This is a genomic window from Chitinophaga oryzae (assembly GCF_012516375.2).
Lineage (GTDB): Bacteria > Bacteroidota > Bacteroidia > Chitinophagales > Chitinophagaceae > Chitinophaga > Chitinophaga oryzae.
In genome coordinates this window covers 8,223,933-8,238,399 of the sequence record NZ_CP051204.2, presented here as the reverse complement: position 1 = coordinate 8,238,399, position 14,467 = coordinate 8,223,933, and the positions used below count along the sequence as shown (strand labels likewise).

The 14,467-nt window shown below is 49.0% G+C and carries 13 protein-coding genes; 3 read left to right on the top strand and 10 right to left on the bottom strand.

The window, feature by feature from the left end; genetic code table 11:
* The first annotated feature begins 7 nt into the window (after positions 1–7).
* Together HF324_RS32735 and HF324_RS32730 are read left to right on the top strand one after the other, a co-directional pair.
* Positions 8–523: a DUF4199 domain-containing protein gene (locus tag HF324_RS32735; protein WP_168808036.1), complete on the top strand. Its 516-nt coding sequence runs from the start codon at positions 8–10 to the stop codon at positions 521–523.
* 129 nt (positions 524–652) lie between these two features.
* Entirely contained in the window at positions 653–1,984 is a 1,332-nt protein-coding gene (locus HF324_RS32730; protein WP_168808034.1) for a sigma-54-dependent transcriptional regulator, read from the top strand.
* Position 1,985: 1 nt separating this feature from the next.
* On the opposite strand, the gene chrA is transcribed toward HF324_RS32730, so the two are convergent.
* The 4 genes from chrA to asnS form a co-directional block, all read right to left on the bottom strand.
* Positions 1,986–3,179, bottom strand: a complete 1,194-nt coding sequence (chrA, locus tag HF324_RS32725) for a chromate efflux transporter (protein ID WP_168808032.1) — start codon at positions 3,177–3,179, stop codon at positions 1,986–1,988.
* 358 nt (positions 3,180–3,537) lie between these two features.
* The gene (locus tag HF324_RS32720; RefSeq protein ID WP_168808029.1) at positions 3,538–4,494 is read right to left on the bottom strand and encodes an isopenicillin N synthase family dioxygenase; all 957 of its coding nucleotides are present in this window, start codon (positions 4,492–4,494) and stop codon (positions 3,538–3,540) included.
* 119 nt (positions 4,495–4,613) lie between these two features.
* Entirely contained in the window at positions 4,614–5,144 is a 531-nt protein-coding gene (locus HF324_RS32715) for an ExbD/TolR family protein (protein ID WP_168861672.1), read from the bottom strand.
* Between the two features lie 248 nt (positions 5,145–5,392).
* Positions 5,393–6,832, bottom strand: coding sequence for an asparagine--tRNA ligase (gene asnS / locus HF324_RS32710; RefSeq protein ID WP_168808025.1), 1,440 nt, complete (start codon positions 6,830–6,832; stop codon positions 5,393–5,395).
* Positions 6,833–7,296: 464 nt separating this feature from the next.
* Between asnS and rho the strand changes: the two genes are divergently transcribed.
* Positions 7,297–9,003: a transcription termination factor Rho gene (gene rho, locus HF324_RS32705; RefSeq protein ID WP_168812033.1), complete on the top strand. Its 1,707-nt coding sequence runs from the start codon at positions 7,297–7,299 to the stop codon at positions 9,001–9,003.
* Between the two features lie 185 nt (positions 9,004–9,188).
* Here rho and HF324_RS32700 read toward each other — a convergent pair whose 3' ends face one another.
* From HF324_RS32700 to HF324_RS32675, 6 genes are all read right to left on the bottom strand, one after another.
* Complete coding sequence (locus tag HF324_RS32700) at positions 9,189–9,803, bottom strand: outer membrane beta-barrel protein (protein ID WP_168808023.1); 615 nt, start codon at positions 9,801–9,803, stop codon at positions 9,189–9,191.
* A 62-nt stretch (positions 9,804–9,865) separates the two neighbouring features.
* The gene (locus tag HF324_RS32695) at positions 9,866–10,729 is read right to left on the bottom strand and encodes a TetR/AcrR family transcriptional regulator (RefSeq protein ID WP_168808021.1); all 864 of its coding nucleotides are present in this window, start codon (positions 10,727–10,729) and stop codon (positions 9,866–9,868) included.
* Positions 10,730–10,802: 73 nt separating this feature from the next.
* On the bottom strand, positions 10,803–11,552 hold the full coding sequence (locus HF324_RS32690; protein WP_168808019.1) for a LytR/AlgR family response regulator transcription factor: 750 nt from the start codon (positions 11,550–11,552) through the stop codon (positions 10,803–10,805).
* 34 nt (positions 11,553–11,586) lie between these two features.
* Positions 11,587–13,668, bottom strand: a complete 2,082-nt coding sequence (locus HF324_RS32685; RefSeq protein ID WP_168808017.1) for a histidine kinase — start codon at positions 13,666–13,668, stop codon at positions 11,587–11,589.
* A gap of 19 nt (positions 13,669–13,687) precedes the next feature.
* Positions 13,688–13,918 (bottom strand): 4a-hydroxytetrahydrobiopterin dehydratase, encoded by a 231-nt coding sequence (locus tag HF324_RS32680; RefSeq protein WP_168808014.1) that lies wholly within the window; start codon positions 13,916–13,918, stop codon positions 13,688–13,690.
* Between the two features lie 92 nt (positions 13,919–14,010).
* The gene (locus tag HF324_RS32675; protein ID WP_078669930.1) at positions 14,011–14,454 is read right to left on the bottom strand and encodes an IPExxxVDY family protein; all 444 of its coding nucleotides are present in this window, start codon (positions 14,452–14,454) and stop codon (positions 14,011–14,013) included.
* Positions 14,455–14,467: the final 13 nt, after the last annotated feature.

Sequence of the window (14,467 nt, the reverse complement as noted above, 5' to 3'; positions counted from 1 at the left end):
CAATGTTATGCAACAGTCATCGCAAGTTCCTGTGAAATTGTCCCCTGTTTACGGTATTATTATCGCGGTCATCTGTATGGCGCTGACAGTTATTTTTTATGTCACCAATCAGTACGGCACGCTATGGACCGGCTTCTGCACGAGCCTGGTGTTTTTCCTGGGCGTGATGTTGTCCATCGTGCATTATAATGGCCGGCATCATAACCAGACATCGATGAAGTCGGCATTTGCCATGGGGTTTCGGACCACGCTGCTGGCCACCTTCCTGGTAGCGGTGTTTTCGCTGGTATTTCATTTCCTGGTGGTCAGCGGAGATGGGCACTATATGGTGCAGCAGGAAAACGGCGCTGGCACCACCGTAGTCAGCAACGAAAATACGGAACAACAGAAGTTCTGGATCATGTTCCTGGGCAACGTGCTCTTTGCCAACATCGCGATGGGCGCATTGGCGGCGGTACTGGCGGCACTTGTTTTTAAAGCCAATCAGAAGACCACGCGGAACAGACCGGAGCAAAACGTATAATCATTTAGCTATTTTGATATTTGGTTATTTTGATATTTGGTTTAGGTTATTGGGTTATTTAGTTACTTTGTTGTGTTTATCGAAATCGATGAATAATTTAATAACCCAATAACCAAATAACAAAATACCTTGGAGGGCCATATACTCATTATAGACGACGAGGACCAGTTGCGGAAGCTCCTGAGCCGGTTGCTGTCACTGGAAGGTTACACCATGCATGAAGCGGGAAACATCCGCTCTGCCTTGAAAATCCTGGAGAAAGAGGACATCAGCGTGGTATTGTCAGATGTGAAGTTGCCCGATGGCAACGGGGTAGAGCTGGTGCAAACGATCCGCAGCCGCTTCCCGCAAGTGGAAACGATCGTTCTTACGGCCTACGGCAATATCGCCGATGGGGTACAGGCTATTAAGAACGGCGCATTCGATTATATCACCAAAGGAGACGACAACAACCGTATCCTCCCGCTGGTCAGCAAGGCGATGGACAAAGCCCGGCTACAGTTTCGCATCCGCGACCTGGAAAAGAAAATAGCCGGCAAATATAATTTCGACAATATCCTGGGCAATTCCCCCGAAATCAATACCGCCAAAGAACTGGCCCGCAAGGTGGCCCCTACCGACATGACAGTGCTGTTGCTGGGTGAAACCGGCTCCGGCAAAGAAGTGTTTGCCCATGCTATCCATGAGGGCAGCAACAGGCGCCAGCAGCCGTTTGTGGCGGTCAACTGCAGCGCCATTGGCAAAGACATCCTCGAAAGCGAATTGTTTGGCCACGTGGCCGGCGCCTTTACCGGAGCGGTAAAGGATAAAAAAGGTTTTTTCGAAGAAGCCCGCGGAGGCACCATTTTCCTGGACGAGATCGGGGAGATGCCGGTGGAACTGCAGGCCAAATTACTGCGGGTGCTGGAAGCGCAGGAGTTTTATAAAGTGGGAGAGGCCAAACCGGTTAAAACCGACGTAAGGGTGATCGCCGCTACCAACCGCCACCTGGAGCAGGAAATAGCGGCGGGCCATTTCCGGGAAGACCTGTTTTACCGCCTGTCGGTGTTTCAGATCTCGCTGCCCTCGCTCAACGAACGGAGAAAAGACATCCCGCTGCTCGCCACCTGGTTTATACAGCAGTTTTCCCCTAAACTGAACAAACGCCTCACCGGCATGAGCCCCGCTTTTCTACAGGCGTTGCAGCAGCATAGCTGGAAAGGCAACATCCGCGAGCTGCGGAACGTGATAGAGCGGGCCGCCATCCTTACGGACACGGATACACTGGACGTGTCTGCCCTGCCATTTGATTTCCAGCAGGGGGTGGACAATACGCCCTCGTCTATGCGGCTGGCCGAGATGGAGCGGAGCCACATCATCCGGGTACTGGCCCATGTAAAAGGCAATAAAACCAGGGCCGCAGAGCTGTTGGATATCGGCCTTACCACCTTGTACAATAAAATCAGGGAATATAATATCTGAGTTACAGCAGCCAGCCCATGAGCAGGCAGGCTATTACGATAAAGGGCGACGGCAGCCGGCTAAACAGCAGCAGCGCCAGGGTGGTAAACATGATCAGCAGGTTGTACCACGTGACCGGGATAGCGAAAAACAGGATCAGGGTGGCTGCCCACATAATACCTACCACCACGGAGTTGATCCCTTCCAACGCCCGGTAGATGACCACGTATTTTTTCAGGTTATGCCAGATGGGAAAGAAGAAGAGCACCAGCAAAAGGCTGGGCAGGAAGATAGCGATGGGAGCCAGGATACAGCCCAGGAACTGGTAACCCATCCCCAGATTACGCATGGCCATGCCGCCTACATAGGCGGAGATGGAGAACGTCGGCCCCGGAAGGGCCCTCATGATACCGGCGCCGGTCAGCAGCTCTTCGGCGCTCATGTAGTTGGACTTGGTGCGGGTAACGTACTGCTCCAGCATCATGGCGATGAGGATATCGCCGCCGCCGAAAACGAGGCTGCCGAAACGGTAGAAGTTCTCAAACAGGTTAAAGGGACGGCGGGTGATCCATTCATGGGACCGCGCATATTCAGAGAGAAAACCAGCCAGCACAAAAATGACCACAAACAGCCAGATATTCCCCCATTGTATTTTTTTAGGTTTGTCCGAAATGTCGGGGATACGTTTGTTACTGAAGTTGGACACAATTCCCCCCAGTATGATCAGCGCCGGAAAGGTCCATGGCGATTTCAGGTAAAAGGCGGCAAACATGGCGACGATCATGATCACGAACGTGGCCAGGCTGTTGATGCTGATGCGGAAAGCTTTGACGCTGCCGAAAGCAAGGAAGCCTACCGCCATCGGCTGTACGTATTTAAAAATATCTGTCTGTAACGCGCGCTTGTCGAAGTACTGCAGCAGGAAACTAAGCGAACCCATCATTAAACAGGCAGGCGTGATCCAGATAAGCAGGGTAACGATGGCGAGCATAACGCCGCCGCGTTTATAACCGATAAGGGTAAGTGTCTGGGAAGAGGATGCGCCCGGAAGGAGCTGGCAGAAGGCATTATATTCCATCAGTTCCTGCTCGGTAACGTCTTTTCGTTGGTACACAAATGTTTTCATCATCATTGCCAGGTGCCCCTGCGGGCCACCGTAGGCAGTTATGCTATGTAATAGCACCGCTTTCAGAAAAGGTATATGACGTAGAAACACAGTTATTGATAAAGTGAATTCCGCTCGATGGATTCAATAAGTTAGTAAAAATAATCCGACAAAATACAACAGTGTTGCTAATAATACTAATCCGTAATATAATAAGGGCACAATACTTGTAATAAGGGTGGCTATTGTAATCGAATATGGCCTTTTATCCGTTGTAACTGGTTTGTACTGTGAAACTTATAACCCACCGGCATGAAAGAGTGCCCGGACCAAAAAAGTGACCATATCAGAAAAACCTTGAAAAAAATAACCATGCTGAAAAGCCTGAAATAACCAGACTTGCCCTTGCGCAGGATAAACGAAAAGTCCCGGTAGGTAGTCCTGCCGGGACTTTGAACATATAGGAAGTCTATTTTTTCAATCCGATTTCGCGCAGGCGTTCATCGAGGTATTCGCCGGCGGTGATGGGTTCATAGGCCAGCGGGTTGTCGGCGGTAACGCAGCTTTCCAGGCAATCCAGTCTCATGGCGGATTTGGGATGCAGGAAGAAAGGAATGGAATAACGGGAAGTGTGCCACATTTCGCGGGGAGGGTTTACCACCCGGTGAGTAGTGGATTTTAACCGGTTGTTGGTAAGCCGCTGCAGCATATCGCCCACGTTTACCACAATCTGCTCCGGCAGGGAGGTAACCGGCACCCAGTTGTTTTGTTTATCCAGGATCTGTAACCCGTCGGCAGAAGCGCCCACCAGCAGGGTGATCAGGTTGATGTCTTCGTGTTGTTCCGCCCTGATGGCTGATTTAGGTTCCTCTTTGATAGGAGGGTAGTGGATAGCCCTCAGGATGGAGTTCCCGTTGTGGATTTTATCGTCGAAATATTTTTCGTCCAGTCCGAGGAACAGGGCGATGGCCTGTAACAGGTACCTGCCGGAAGTTTCAAAGCCGCGGTAGGCTTTGAAGAAGGTAGGCGTAAAAGCCGGGACTTCGTCTACCTGTACATTCGGCGGATATTCTTCCCCAATGGGATCGCTGTCTTCCACAGTTTGTCCAAACTGGAAAAACTCTTTCAGGTCGGGCGCCTCGTACCCTTTGGCGTGCTCTTTACCAAAAGAGGTGTAGCCGCGCTGGCCGGCCAGTTCAGGGATTTCATATTTATGTTTGGTGTCAAAGGGCAGCTGGAAGAACTGTTGCACATACTTGTAGAGGTCAGCAATCAGCTCGTCAGGAATGCCGTGATTCTTTACTGCTACAAAACCAACTTCTTCGTAAGCTTTTCCCAGTTGCTGCACAAAGGCTGCTTTCCGGCCGGCGTCACCAGAGGTAAAGTCCGCCAGATCTACAGAGGGGATAGAGTGGGTTATTGCCATATCATATTGTTTTGGAGCGGTAAAGGTACGGATCCAATTACGAATTACGGATTACGAATTACGAATTGTAAATTTATTTAATGTATTTTATCCCCAAATTCGTAATTCGTAATTCGTAATTATCTGAAGTACCCTTCTTCCTGCCGGCTGATATCCACGATAGCATAACGGTCTACCTGGTTGATCAGCATTTCATCCATGATATCCACCACATTTTCATAGCGGGCCTGTTTATCCGCTTTGATCAGCACCATCAGGTCATTCTTTCGGGTGGCGCGGTATACGGCTTCTTTTTTCCGGATGATCACGTCGCGGATACCGTTGTGATTCGCGAAGCTGGTGTAGCTGACCTGCGGCGGTGCTGCGGGATCATTACCCATGCCTTCATACCAGGCGATGCGGCCTTCCGGTCCGAGGATGACGGTCAGTGCTTTTTTAGCCGGGAGCGACATGGGATCGCTGTCAGTGCGGGGCATCAGCAGTTGCATGGTCTTGGGTTGGGCGAGGGTGGTCGTAAGCATAAAAAAAGTGATCAGCAGAAAGCCCAGATCTACCATAGGCGTCATATCCACGCGGGTGGATTTTTTACTGCTGCGGGTATTTTTACTGCCATGACGGCCCTTGGGCGCGTCGGTGTTCATTTCAGCCATAAGTAACGGTTTGGGATGTACGAAATTGGTTGAAAGCGCTTTCTGCATAAGAGATGCAGTGTCTTTTATTTTCCATACAGGATGGTGGCGCAGGGCATAAAAAAAGAAAAAACCCGTACAAGCCAGGCCTGTACGGGTTCCATAAATATCTAAAAAGAGAATGCCCGAAGGTAAATAAAAGTAGTTACAATGTAATCACAGTCTTGTCAAACAATCAGGCGAATCAGTGATAATCATATCTGTCACTGTTAGAATTCAGCGCTCTTCGGTGTTCTGGGGAAAGGTATTACGTCCCTGATGTTAGTCATACCGGTTACGAACAGCATCATGCGTTCGAAGCCGAGACCGAAACCGGAGTGGGGTGCGGTACCAAAGCGGCGGGTGTCGAGATACCAGGACAGTTCATCTACCGGTACGTGCATGTCCTGCATGCGCTGCACCAGTTTGTCATAGTCCTCTTCACGCTGGGAGCCGCCCACGATTTCACCGATGCCGGGGAACAGGATGTCCATGGCGCGAACGGTTTTGTTATCGTCGTTGAGCTTCATGTAGAAAGATTTGATTTCTTTCGGGTAGTCGGTAAGGATCACCGGTTTCCTGAAATGTTTCTCTACAAGATAACGTTCATGTTCGCTCTGGAGATCGGCGCCCCATCCTTCGATGAGATACTGGAACTTCTTGTTCCTGTTGGGTTTGCTGTCTTTCAGAATGTCGATCGCTTCAGTATAGGTGATGCGGACGAATTCGTTGTGCAGCACAAATTCCAGTTTTTCGATCAGGCCCATGTCACTGCGTTCCTGCTGTGGTTTCTGTTTTTCCTCTTCTGCCAGGCGGGTAGCGAGGAAGTCGAGGTCTTCGCGGTTATGCTCCAGGATATGGCTGATGAGCGATTTGATGAACGCTTCAGCGAGGTCCATGTTATCTTCCAGAGCATAGAAGGCCATTTCCGGTTCAATCATCCAGAACTCAGCGAGGTGGCGGGCGGTGTTGGAGTTCTCAGCGCGGAAAGTAGGGCCGAAGGTGTAAATTTCACCGAAGGCCATGGCGCCGAGTTCCCCTTCCAGCTGGCCGGACACGGTAAGGTTAGTAGACCTGCCGAAAAAGTCTTCTTTATAATCGATCTCGCCGGCTTCCGTGCGGGGCGGGTTTTTCATGTCGAGGGTGGTTACCCGGAACATTTCGCCCGCGCCTTCTGCGTCAGACGCAGTGACGATGGGGGTATGCAGGTATACAAAACCGCGGTCGTTAAAGAACTTGTGTACCGCGAAGGCCAGCGAATGGCGGATTCTGAAGATGGCGCCGAAAGTGTTGGTGCGGAAACGCAGGTGGGCGATCTCGCGCAGGTATTCCAGGCTGGGCTTGTTTTTCAGCTGCAGCGGATATTTTTCCGGGTCGCAGTCGCCCAGTATTTCGAGCGTTTCGGCTTTCAATTCCACACGCTGACCTTTACCCATGGAAGGGATAACCTGGCCGGCAGCGCTGATGGCAGCGCCGGTGGTGATCCTTTTCAGCAGGGCAGCATCGGTGTTTTCTGCATCGATAACGATCTGTAAATTATTATTGGTAGAGCCGTCGTTTAAAGCTATAAACTGGTTGTTACGGAAAGACCGCACCCAACCTTTTACCGTTGCTTCATAATGCGTCTTGTCGTCTGACAAGATTTGTTTGACTTTCAGTCTCTGGCTCATAAAAAATTAAATTTTGGATTGCAAAAATAAGTGTTCTCCGCCATAGTCCATAGCATCTTATGCCGGCCGCTACAAGATAATTAGTCCTGCCGGGTTGCAAAAAAAATGTTAAAAATGGATATAATACAAAAAAGGATATATGTGGGGGGCGGGTTTTGAGGGCCGCGCCCTTCCGCATTTATAGCCGGAACAGCGAAGCCGGAATAGCGTCACAACGGTGACTGCGGGGCGTTTGGGCTGAAATTTTTTTGGATAATAATAAAACTTGTTTTAATCTTGCGGTATAATCTGACTGATTAAGTTCAAATTCACGCCTTCATCAGCAGTTCCTAAACTCAATCATTCCCTATCAAATTTAATAATCTATTAAATTTCTTGACACAAAACAATTATTTGTAATTGGTGTATGTTGGTATGCAGTGGTACCCGCCTCACAACACTTCTAAAATTTGACAACACAGATGATGTACGACATCTTACAATTGAACGACATGCTCGTTCCTGAGCTGCTTGACATTGCAGAGAAGCTTGATGTTCCCAACGCGAAAAAATTGAACAAACAGGACCTGATCTACAAAATTCTGGACAAACAAGCAGTGATGGCCTCAGAAGATAACCAGTCCAACGGAGAAGAGAAAAAAGCACGCAAACGCAAACCTGTAAAGAAAGAAGAAGCGCATCAAGAGACTGAAGAACCCTCCTCCGCCGCGGAAGAAAAACCAGCCGCTAAAAAATCTACCAAAAAAGTTTCCGGAAGCAAAACAAAAGAAGTGGAAGCAGAACCCGCTCCCGCTCCGGCAGCTAAATCCAAAATAAAAGATTTCGATATAGACCTGGACAGCATTCCTTCGCTCACTTTTGACGATGATGATGATATCATCATTCCTGCTTTCACCGAAGATGAAGCGGAAGAAGAAGAGGAAGCAGCACCTGTTCCGGCACTGGAAGAAGAAGAGGAGGACGATGATTTTGTGATGCCGGAAGGTCTGGACCCGGTTGTTCCTGCTGCGCAGAAACAGCGCTATCCTAAAAAGGACGTAGCTTTTAACATTGAGTTCGACGGTGTGATCCTGAGTGAAGGCGTACTGGAAATGATGCCCGACGGCTATGGTTTCCTCCGCTCCTCTGATTATAACTACCTGAGCTCCCCGGATGATATTTATGTATCTCCTTCCCAGATCAAACTGTTTGGCCTGAAAACCGGTGACACTGTGAACGGTTCCGTTCGTCCGCCGAAAGAAGGAGAGAAGTATTTTGCACTGCTGAAAGTGGAAACCATCAACGGCAAGTCGCCGGAAGAAGTACGCGACCGTGTGCCTTTCGACTACCTGACGCCGCTGTTCCCCTTCGAGAAACTGAAGCTCACCACCACGTCCAATAACTACTCCACCCGTATCATGGATATGTTTACCCCTATCGGTAAAGGACAGCGCGGCCTCATCGTAGCGCAGCCGAAAGTGGGTAAAACCATGCTGCTGAAAGAAGTAGCCAACGCCATCGCCACCAACCACCCCGAAATCTATCTGATGGTGGTGCTGATCGATGAACGTCCGGAAGAGGTGACCGATATGGAACGCAGCGTAAAAGCGGAAGTTATCGCCTCTACGTTCGACGAACCGGCAGAAAAACACGTGAAAGTGTCTGCTATCGCTTTGCAGAAAGCAAAACGCCTGGTAGAATGCGGCCACGATGTAGTGATCCTGCTCGACTCCATCACCCGTCTGGCAAGAGCCCACAATACCGTTGCCCCTGCCTCCGGCAAGGTGCTGAGCGGTGGCGTGGAAGCCAACGCCATGCAGAAACCCAAACAATTCTTCGGCGCCGCCCGTAAAATAGAACACGGCGGTTCCCTTACCATTCTGGCCACTGCCCTGATTGATACAGGTTCCAAAATGGACGAGGTGATCTTCGAAGAGTTTAAAGGTACCGGTAACATGGAGCTGGCGCTGGACCGCAAACTGGCCAACAAACGTATCTTCCCGGCAATCGACGTATCTGCGTCTTCTACCCGCCGCGACGATCTGCTGCTCGACAAGGACGCGCTCAAACGTATCCACATCCTGCGCAATCACCTGGCAGACATGAATACAGACGAATCCATGCACTTCATGCTGCAGCATATGCGTGGTACCAAAAACAACGAAGAATTCCTGATCTCCATGAACGGATAATCAGGAGTCCAACTAATAATGAAAAAGCCCCGCCATACCGGCGGGGCTTTTTTGTGCGTCATATATGTATCTGGCAAAACAAAATGCACGTAAAACAAGAATCCCGCTACAGTAATACTGCAGCGGGATTATCCAATCTATCTAACCTTTTGACTTTCTTATGTAAAACATTCAATCAATACGGACTAGAAAATGAAGTTCACACCCAGGTTCAGCTGTTTGGTGAAGTTGAAATCGAAGTCGCTAACGTTGGTTTTAACACCAGTTCCTTCAGCTTTGTGCTGGGCGTAAGAGTAACCCAGGCCACCAAATGCACCTTCAATCATGAAGTGTTTAGTCACGAAGTAAGTGATACCAGGCAGTACGTTTACGTTGAAGCCAGTGTAGCTTTCAGTTTTGTTGCCTTCTACTTTAGTGTTACCGAAACCGTAGCCGGCATTTGCTTCAGCAAAGAATGCAAATTTGCTCTGGCCAATCATGTGGTAGTTGCGAACGAATACACCAGGAGTGATATCCAGGGTTTTAGTTTTTACATCACCGGTTGCAGTAGAAACTTTTTTGTTGCCAAACTGAGTTTCAGCAAAAACACCGATTACCCAGTTAGAGTTCAGTGCGTAACCTACTTTAGGGCTAACACCAAAAGAAGTATTGGTGGTTTTGTTGTCAGTGTCTTTTACTTTCGCTGAAGTGGTTTTTACATTAACATTTCCACCCAGGATAACATCGCCTTTTGATAACTGTGCCTTAGCTACTTGTGTGCCGAACAGTGCTACTGCGGCCATTACAATCAACTTTTTCATCTTTCGTAAAATTTAAATATACATTAAAACTGTTCTCTCTGTCTTTGATTCTTCTACATACATTAAAGCCTAGCCTGGTTGATTGCTGGTCTATATCTTAATCCATTAAAGAAAATGTCCAATACCTTTTTTTCCCGCTGCATAAAACAATGCAGCCCTTCCCGGTCCTGCGGATCAAAGCCTGTTGCCTGCCACTTGCACCATATTACCCATAAACCGAATAATACGTTGATCAACAACTGCGCTGTATCGTCAGCGTCAATATCTTCGTTCAGTTCCCCGAGGCTGATCCCTTTTCTGATAACGGCGGAAAGGAAGGAAATTTCCACCGTCTGCAGCAACTCTATCGTCTGCCGCATCAAAGAAGATGGCATATCTTTTATCCATTGGTTAATACCAAACAGAAAATGATACTCGATCAACATGGTTTCCTTCAACTCCAGATACCGGTTAATAATCGCATCGGTAGAAGGGGCCGTTTCCACAAACGCCGACATGTCAATGAAACAGTCCGCGATCATGCGCTCCACTACCGCTACATAAATGGATTCCTTATCTGAAAAATAATAATACAAAGACCCTTTTGAGATGTCCAGATCCCTGGCGATCTCTTCCATAGTAGTTTTAGACAGCCCGAACCTTTTGAACCGCTTTAAAGCGGCCTCAAGAATAAGTGTTCGCTTCTGGTCTAACTCTGCCATAGTTTGTTTCGTCAAATTTCCAAAGTCTGACTGTCTGACTTTTTTGTTTGACGAGTCAAAATTACAACCAAAACCTATTCCACCAAATTTTTTTGTTAAATAATTGTTACGTATTCTCCGCGCAACAGCATCAAAAAGAAAAAAAACAGGTACCCCTTTGCTCTGCCCGCTAAAAAAGAGGATGTTTTTTGAAGGAAATTGAACGAGGGGCCTTAAAATTTTCAAATTGCGTAATACAGCGGGCGTAAACCCCGGATAAACCAGTAGTTATCAAATACAATTTTTCCGCGATGCCGCGCTACCGCTGCAACCGGCCCAATAAGTCCTTCCGGCGGCGCTCTGTAATCTCCACCACCATGCCACTTTTGAGCACCACCCTGCCATGACTGGCATCGATCTGGCTGATATTCGACAGCTGTATCATCTGCATATTATTCACCTGGTAAAAAGCAAGCGAGGAAAACAAATCGGCGTAATACCGGAAAGGCCGCTCCGCCAGCAGTTCCTGGCCGTAATTCATCCGGAAAAGGCAGTTCTCCTGCCGGGCCTCCAGGCATTCTACGGCAGGAAGAAATATCGTTTGGGTGTCTCCGTTAGTGTCCTGCACCAGCAGTTTCCACGACGCCTGCTGCAGGTTGTGAAAGTTCTCCAGCAGCACCTGGTAGCGTTGTTTGCTGCTATTGCCCGCAATCCGGTCACGCACCAGCGAAACGGCCTGCAACAGGCTTTCCTTATCGATCGGTTTGAGGATCAGCTCCACTTCGGCGCAACGGATCACGTGCAGGAACTTCTTCTCAAAGGCGGTCACAAACACTGCTTCAAAAGAAACGTCCTCCCGTGTGCCCAACAGCACGTCAAAGCCGGTGCCATCAGGCATTTCAAGGTCAAGGAATACCAGCTCCGGCTGATGCTCCCTGATCCGCGCAATACCTTCTGCACAGTCGGAGGCCGTAGCCGCTACCGTTACTTCGGGGCAATATTTTTCCAGCATCAGGGCGATGATGTCCCTGCTGTTTCGCTCATCATCAATAATCACTGCTTTTATCATAACAGTATGTTGCTAACTAACGTTTACGTATATATTACAGTTGAGGTATCAGGATCTTTACCACCGTACCGCTTTCAGCTTCGTTCCGCGCTGACAGGTCAATGATTTCTATATGGATCTCCGTATTATACATTTTATTCAGCAGCTCGGCCCTGTTCTGGCTGATCTCCATGCCCGACGACTGGTGGTGCTTCGGCAGCGTGCGTAAAGAACGGGAGCGGGCAATACCAATACCATTGTCGGCAATCACGCATTCAAGCATGTCTGCGGCAACCTGTGTGAAACGGATAGACAGCTGGCCGATGGGCTGCTGCGGATTGGTCATACCATGCTTGACGGCGTTTTCCACATAGGGCTGCAACAGCATGGCCGGGATCTCCAGTTCCGCGGTAGCTATCTCCGGGTCCACCACGATTTCATATTCCATCCTGTTCTCAAACCGCATTTTCTCAAGGCCCAGATAGGTGTTGAGATAGGTGATCTCGTCAGCAAGGGATATAAAGTTACGCCGGGAGAAATCCAGCGTTTTCCGGATCAGGTAGGAAAAGTCGGACAGGTATTTCTGGGCATACTCATAATCGCGCTGCATTACAAACAGCTGTATGGAATTCAGGCAGTTGAAGATAAAGTGAGGATTGATCTGCGCCCGGATGGCTTTGAGTTCTATCTCGGTGAGCTTTTTATCGTACTCCGTTTCCAGCTGTATCTTGCGTTGTTCTTCCAGCTCCTGTTTCTTGCGGAGTATTTCGGTGGTCTGCTCTTTTACCAGTTCCTCCAACTGCTCGTTGAGCTTGTGTTGCAGCTCCTTGTTCTTATTCAGTTGTTTAATCAGCAACTCCTGGGTACGGGTCCTTTCCAGGTGCACCAGTTTGTTGCGGTAACTGAGGCCGGCCAGGAAAAACATGGCCTGCAGCAATACGCCGCCGATGAGCAGCATACTGGGCGCAGCCAGCTCGCCTAAAGCGCTCAGCAGTCCCAATGGCCTGATATGCATGAGGAAAGAGCCGAGGCAGGCCAGGTACAGGCATACCGACCCGTACAGGAAAAAGCGCACCAGCGGATGATGGCGGGAACGTCTGGCCAGCGCTACAAACACCACCAGGAAGGGAACCAGCGTACAGAAATAAACATAACTGTAGATGATTACCGGCAGATGGTATTGCTCCATCAGAATACAATAGATACAAACAATGATCAGCCCTCCCACCACCGTAGACACCCAGGTGAACACCTGTTCCATAAAAGGATACCGCTCTTTCAGGTTCAGGAAGGTATTGCCGAACATGAGGTACATAAGATAAAAACAGAACAGCAGCCCCGGTATGTCCCAGTAATATTTCAGCATGGGCCAGCGGTGGAAAAAAGAAAGCTGATAGGGCTTACTTTCCAGCCGCAGCGCAAAAAACAGGATCAGCCCGAGGATATAAATGGCAAAGTAGATATACGACCGGTCGGGCAACTGGATGTAGTTGATAACGGAGATGCTGAAGAAAACAAGGAGCATGCCCAGCAGCACCTGTATGATGACGGCCTCTTTGCGGTAGCTGTCCTGTTCCCTGTTATGGAACCGGGCAAAAGCCTGCTCGCTGAAGAGGGTGGGCATGAGCGGGTTTTCGTTGTACGATTTGTTGATGATATGGAGATAAAAAGTGCGGACCTGGCCGGGAGGCACGCTGACGTTAAAACCGTAGTGGTCCCATCTTTCCACGCCGCCTTTGTCATACATCAGGCCTGTCTGCATCAGCAGGGCGGCGCTGTCGCCGGGTGGTTTGGCGTACCAGTACATGAAGTCGTGCCATCCGGCAAAGAGGATGGCGGAGAGGCTGTCGGTGCCTTCATTTTTTATTTGCAGCCTGAACCAGCAGTTATTGACCTGGCCGTTATTTTTCTTGAAGTTGTGAAAATACCGGGGGGAAGACGCAAAAGGGAGGTGTACCACCTGCTGTATGGTCAGATGGCCCTCGGGGTCGGAGAGACTGTTTATGTAGGGACGCAGGTCCAGGGCCGAGGCAGCAAAGTCGTCTTTTGCTATCAGGGTGTCCGGAGCGGGGGTAACGGCAAGGGCGCCTACGGCGTAACAGTACAACAACAGCATTAAAATAATAATGCGCTTCACAAATGGTGTATGGATTTGATTATAATAATTGATCGATTGCTTTCGCCAGCGCCCGGTCTTTTTCTGTCACTACATTGCCCGCATCATGTGTAGTCAGATAGATGTCTACCTTGTTGTAGACATTGGTCCAGTAGGGATGGTGATCCATTTTTTCTGCGACCAGCGCCACCCGGGTCATAAACCCGAATGCTTCCCGGAAATCTTTAAAGGTAAAGGCCCGGTGCAATTGATTGTCTTTTTCTTCCCACATACAGCGAGTGTTTAAAGGTGAAAATGTGGCAATTCACTAGGTTACTGGTCAAATTATTAAGTGCTGTAACAGCTTCAGGTCGTCTTCCTGTCCTAAAAAATGAGGTTCATTTTATTTTTGATCTCTCTTGTATCCAGTAAAGATACTAATTGTACGAGGGGAACAAGGCGTAATTGTTCCAATAATTTTTTGACATCGTCCGCCTGGTAATAGTCGCCCTTGATCATCCAAAGGAAGTGTATATGTTTGAGCTCGGGCAGCAGGAACTCGGCCTGGCAGTGATTGTTGTAGAAATAGTGGGATACAGAATTAGTAGGTTCGTGGAACTCCATGACGGTGAAATGGAAGGACCTGTTTTTCTTGGAGAGCGTGATCTCCAGCAGATTGTTGACCCGGAAATTGGTATGCAGCTGTCGGTTGATCTGCCAGCAGAGCTGGTAATCCCGGGCGCTGGAGGCGATACCGATCAGGTGGGTGTTTTCAAAGAAATCCTCTACCAACTGTTCCTGGTCCAGTTTTAATTTTAGTATCGACATAGTATAAAAATAA

Coding starts and splice junctions, on each gene's coding strand:
- HF324_RS32735 (WP_168808036.1), top strand. CDS start 8: ATGCAACAGTCATCGCAAGTTCCTGTGAAATTGTCCCCTGTTTACGGT.
- HF324_RS32720 (WP_168808029.1), bottom strand. CDS start 4,494: ATGGCAATAACCCACTCTATCCCCTCTGTAGATCTGGCGGACTTTACC.
- HF324_RS32715 (WP_168861672.1), bottom strand. CDS start 5,144: ATGGCTGAAATGAACACCGACGCGCCCAAGGGCCGTCATGGCAGTAAA.
- asnS (WP_168808025.1), bottom strand. CDS start 6,832: ATGAGCCAGAGACTGAAAGTCAAACAAATCTTGTCAGACGACAAGACG.
- rho (WP_168812033.1), top strand. CDS start 7,297: ATGTACGACATCTTACAATTGAACGACATGCTCGTTCCTGAGCTGCTT.
- HF324_RS32700 (WP_168808023.1), bottom strand. CDS start 9,803: ATGAAAAAGTTGATTGTAATGGCCGCAGTAGCACTGTTCGGCACACAA.
- HF324_RS32690 (WP_168808019.1), bottom strand. CDS start 11,552: ATGATAAAAGCAGTGATTATTGATGATGAGCGAAACAGCAGGGACATC.
- HF324_RS32680 (WP_168808014.1), bottom strand. CDS start 13,918: ATGTGGGAAGAAAAAGACAATCAATTGCACCGGGCCTTTACCTTTAAA.
- HF324_RS32675 (WP_078669930.1), bottom strand. CDS start 14,454: ATGTCGATACTAAAATTAAAACTGGACCAGGAACAGTTGGTAGAGGAT.